Origin of the sequence: Weissella kandleri (assembly GCF_045504165.1) — a bacterium.
Taxonomy (GTDB): domain Bacteria; phylum Bacillota; class Bacilli; order Lactobacillales; family Lactobacillaceae; genus Weissella; species Weissella kandleri_A.
In genome coordinates, this window is sequence record NZ_JBJJNY010000022.1 from 1 (window position 1) to 5246 (window position 5246).

2 protein-coding genes and 1 pseudogene are annotated in these 5246 nt (G+C 39.0%); 1 reads left to right on the plus strand and 2 read right to left on the minus strand.

From position 1 onward, the window contains the following. Positions 1–230, minus strand: a pseudogene (locus ACJQWY_RS06795) (hypothetical protein); the annotation flags it as partial. 21 nt (positions 231–251) lie between these two features. Continuing rightward, positions 252–3566, minus strand: coding sequence for an adhesive domain-containing protein (locus ACJQWY_RS06800; RefSeq protein ID WP_407076977.1), 3315 nt, complete (start codon positions 3564–3566; stop codon positions 252–254). 535 nt (positions 3567–4101) lie between these two features. Between ACJQWY_RS06800 and rsgA the strand changes: the two genes are divergently transcribed. Continuing rightward, positions 4102–5172 (plus strand): ribosome small subunit-dependent GTPase A, encoded by a 1071-nt coding sequence (gene rsgA, locus ACJQWY_RS06805; RefSeq protein ID WP_407076978.1) that lies wholly within the window; start codon positions 4102–4104, stop codon positions 5170–5172. The last annotated feature ends 74 nt before the right edge of the window (positions 5173–5246 follow it).

Sequence of the window (5246 nt, forward strand, 5' to 3'; positions counted from 1 at the left end):
TGGTCCTTATCAAGATTCTTGAGCCCATTAATTTCATCAATTGCGGTTTTCTTCTCTTCCGCTAATTTATCAGCACCGGCCTTTTGATCTGCAGCCTTGGCCTCATCAACAATTTTCGTGATTTCATCAGCGGTTTTCGCATTATTCTCTTGGTCAATATAATCCTGTTTTTGGTCCTTAACAAGATTCTTGAGCCCATTAATTTCATCAATCGCTTTTTTCTTCTCTCCCGCTAATTTATCTGCGCCAGCCTATTGATCTGCAGCCTTAGCCGCATCAACAATTTTCGTGATTTCATCACCAGTTTTCGCATTATTGACTTGATCGATATAACCTTGTTTTTGGTCCTTATCAAGATTCTTGAGCCCATTAATTTCATCAATCGCATTTTTCTTCTCTCCCGCTAATTTATCTGCGCCAGCCTTTTGATCTGCAGCCTTAGCCGCATCAACAATTTTCGTGATTTCATCACCAGTTTTCGCATTATTGACCTGGTTAATATAATCCTGTTTTTGGTCCTTATCAAGATTCTTTAATCCATTAATTTGATCAATTGCGGCTTGTTTTTCAGCTGCTAAATCATCCGCCGCTTGGTTTGCTGCCTGTGCTTCTGCTAGAATCTGTTCTACTTCTGCCACCGTTGTGGCATTTTCTACTCGATTCACGTATCCTTGCTTGGCGGCATCATCCAAGTTAGCCATTTTACCTATCTCAGTCTTCGCCGATGCTTTCGCATCATCTAAAGCTTTCTGATCTGCAGCCTTGGCGGCATCTACCACTTGCTTAATTTCACCCGTAGTCTTCGCCTCATTCACTTGATCGATATAACCCTGTTTTGCCCCTGCTTCTAAATTCTTTAATCCATTAATTTGGTCAATCGCAGCCTGCTTTTCAGCTGCTAAATCATCCGCTGCTTGATTTGCTGCCTGTGCTTCTGCTAGAATCTGTTCTACTTCTGCTACCGTTGTGGCATTCTCTACTCGATCCACATACCCTTGCTTAGTGGCATCATCCAAGTTAGCCATTTTACCTATCTCAGTCTTCGCCGATGCTTTCGCATCATCTAAAGCTTTCTGATCTGCAGCCTTGGCGGCATCTACCACTTGCTTAATTTCACCCGTAGTCTTCGCCTCATTCACTTGATCGATATAACCCTGTTTTGCCCCTGCTTCTAAATTCTTTAATCCATTAATTTGGTCAATCGCAGCCTGCTTTTCAGCTGCTAAATCATCCGCTGCTTGATTTGCTGCCTGTGCTTCTGCTAGAATCTGTTCTACTTCTGCTACCGTTGTGGCATTCTCTACTCGATCCACATACCCTTGCTTAGTGGCATCATCCAAGTTAGCCATTTTACCTATCTCAGTCTTCGCCGATGCTTTCGCATCATCTAAAGCTTTCTGATCTGCAGCCTTGGCGGCATCTACCACTTGCTTAATTTCACCCGTAGTCTTCGCCCCATTCACTTGATCGATATAACCTTGTTTTTGGTCTTTATCAAGATTCTTTAATCCATTAATTTGGTCAATCGCAGCCTGCTTTTCAGCTGTTAAATCATCCGCTGCTTGGTTTGCTGCCTGTGCTTCTGCTAGAATCTGTTCTACTTCTGCCACCGTTGTGGCATTATCTACTCGATCCACGTACTCTTGCTTAGTGGCATCATCCAAGTTAGCCATTTTACCTATCTCAGTCTTCGCCGATGCTTTCGCATCATCTAAAGCTTTCTGATCTGCAGCCTTGGCGGCGTCAACAATCTTGGTGATTTCATCAGCGGTTTTCGCATTATTGACCTGGTCAATATAATCCTGTTCTTGATCCTTATCAAGATTCTTTAATCCATTAATTTCATCAATTGCCGCCTGCTTTTCAGCTGCTAAATCATCCGCTGCTTGGTTTGCTGCCTGTGCTTCTGCTAGAATCTGTTCTACTTCTGCCACCGTTGTGGCATTTTCTACTCGATCCACGTACCCTTGCTTAGTGACATCATCCAAGTTAGCCATTTTACCTATCTCAGTCTTCGCCGATGCTTTCGCATCATCTAAAGCTTTCTGATCTGCAGCCTTGGCGGCATCAACAATTTTCGTGATTTCACCCGTAGTCTTGGCTTCATTCACTTGATTGATATAGTCCTGTTTTGCCCCTGCTTCTAAATTCTTTAAACCATTAATTTCATCAATTGCCGCCTGCTTTTCAGCTGCTAAATCATCCGCTGCTTGGTTTGCTGCCTGTGCTTCTGCCAGAATCTGTTCTACTTCTGCCACCGTTGTGGCATTTTCTATTCGGTCCACGTATCCTTGCTTGGCGGCATCATCCAAGTTAGCCATTTTACCTATCTCTGTCTTCGCCGATGCTTTCGCATCATCTAAAGCTTTCTGATCAGCGACCTTGGCGGCGTCAACCACTTGATTGATTTCACCCGTAGTCTTGGCTGCATTCACTTGGTCAATATAGCCCTGTTTTGCCCCTGCTTCTAAATTCTTTAAACCATTAATTTCATCAATCGCAGCCTGCTTTTCAGCTGCTAAATCATCAACTTGTTCTTTTCCAATAAACACATTACTTGCACCAGAACTGTTTGTAAAAAGATCTACCGTAATAAAATTAGGATTTGCCATCGTCCCAACAAATTTTTCTGAATTAATTTGACCATTGTTTAAATTATCAGTTGGGTTAATTGTCGTTGACATTACCACAGTCGTTGCTCCAAATAATGAAATATCTGCAATCTGATTAAATAAAGTACCACCAGTTTTCAAACCCGTCTTTGAAATTTCTAAAGCATCAATCGCTGCTTTCTTAGGAACACTCAACAAATTGTTAACTGTCCCCGCCCCCAATCCAGTAAATTGCGTATTATTCACTGCTGTTTCCAGTTGACTAAGAGCCGTCACTAAGTTATTAGCAATGATCTCACTACTACCTGTTCCAATATCAGCAGATAAATAGGTACCATTATCATTAATTGGACTATTATAACTTCCTCTTGTTGATCCCAAAACGGTTTCCACAGCATCTAACGCGTTATTGACGCCAGCTAAATCAATATGCAATGCTGGGTTTAAGCTCTGTAAACGATTAGCCTCAGTTACAAATGTATGAATTAAATCTAGATTTGTTTTTAGTAAGGTAAATTTATCTAGCGGTACCGTCACATTAGTCGTTACCTGAGCTGGACCATTGGCGACCACCTTACCTTGTAAGTCGGTGGGGATCCCCAAAACAGCGTATTTTTGATTATCGCCTAATACTGAAACGTCGACCGCACTGCCCCCACTAATTGTAAAATTAACATTATTAGTTTGAAGTGGATCTAAGCCATTTTGATCAGTCGTTCCACTATCATTAAGCGTCTGAATGTCCGAGAATATTTCTCCATGAACGACTGAGGCCGAAACTGAATGACTAAGATTATGATCAACGCCAAAGATGTTAGTAATTGGACCAACCCCACTAGATCCTATAACTACTCCAACCATCAAAGAAGCCATCCAGACCTTCTTTGACTTATATAATTTTTTCCGAGTAATACGATTTGTACCTACTACTAAATTTATGCCAGACTTTTTCATAATTGATTACCTCCAAGTTAAGGACATCTATATTTTATAGATGTGAATGCTTTTAGTATTAATTATTCCAAGATTTACCCATATTCTAACATATAATTTTAAATATTTTAACCTTTATTAAATCTAAAAGTAATATATTTTTAATAAAAGTCTGTTAATTGGCGTAGATACATATTTTGGATCTTTAAAAAATGTTACAATTAAATTGTATGAAACTATTTATTTTAATGCCGTCCTGAATTTAATTTAGGATATTTTTACAATTTTTACGTCCTTTTTTGACAATTTTTTAACCTAATCCATTCTTTTGGGTTTATCAAAATATTCGATTATCATAATGTACCTAATTTGACAATTAATCCTATAAACGTTAACGTGTAATTCTAAATAAAAGAAAGTTGGGGATCTGTAGATGATTGTTATTAAAGCTTTAAACGTGAATGAAACACAATTGAAAGAAATCAGATGATATAGTTGAATAAAATTTGTTTATTCTCTTTATATTCGTCTGATTGATATAATGGAGATATTCAAATTGAAAAAAGATTTAAAATTATACGGATTTACTAAAAAATTCAAAAATGAAAGTAATAATTATTCTGAATTAATTCCGGCTCGGGTCATAGAGTCACATCGTAGTCTCTATAAGATAATCAGCACAGATGGTATTTTAACTGCCAAAGTAACTGGTAAATACCTGAACCAGGTTAATTCCACTGAGGACTTCCCAACAGTCGGTGATTTTGTTATGTGCGACTTAGTTGATCAAAAGTCTGCCATAATCAAAGCTATTTTGCCACGGGAAAGCGTTATTACTCGTAAAGCGGCAGGTAATACACATAATTCACAACTCATTGCGGCAAATGTAGACACGTTATTTATCTGCATGTCTTTAAATGAAGACCTTAACCCTCGGCGACTTGAACGCTATTTGTCCATTGCTTGGGACGGCGGTTCCATCCCCGTTATAGTCCTAACTAAGTCGGATTTATGTGATGACATTGCCAGTGTCTTACTCCAAATTGAAGCCATTGCACTTGGTGTCGACATCATTCTTTCTAATACTGTGGAAAATGACGGTTTAAATCAACTGACACCATATTTGAAACCAACTAAAACGATTGCTTTTGTCGGATCCAGTGGTGTAGGTAAATCAACCTTAATCAATAAACTAATCGGTCAAGAGCTTATCAATACTGGCTCGATCCGTATTAATGATGGTAAAGGACGGCATACCACCAGTCATCGCCAAATGTTTTTCTCACCAAATGGAACGATGATAATCGACACTCCTGGGATGCGCGAACTCGGCCTTCAAAGCGTCAATCTGAATAAGAGCTTTGCCGATATTCAAGAACTAGCCCACGAATGCAAATTTAGGAATTGCTCGCATACCAATGAACCCGGATGTGCTGTACTAGCAAGTGTTGCAGCAGGGCAATTAGATTCCAAAAGATTAGCTAATTTTATTAAATTAAGCAATGAATCTCAGTATGATAGTTTAAACTCACGTGAAATTGAAAACAAAAAGCTGGAACGTATGTTTGGTGGTAAAAACGAATACAAACGTCAAAAGCGTGCTTTTAAAAATAAAAAATCATATTAATAGCCTAAATTAAAAAACGCCGTATTAACTCATTGTGGCGTACCCCGAAAGTTAAAGTAACTTTCGGGGTTTTC

What these genes read in the sequence shown, in the direction of transcription:
- ACJQWY_RS06800 (WP_407076977.1), bottom strand. Translation starts at nt 3,566, where the DNA reads ATGAAAAAGTCTGGCATAAATTTAGTAGTAGGTACAAATCGTATTACT.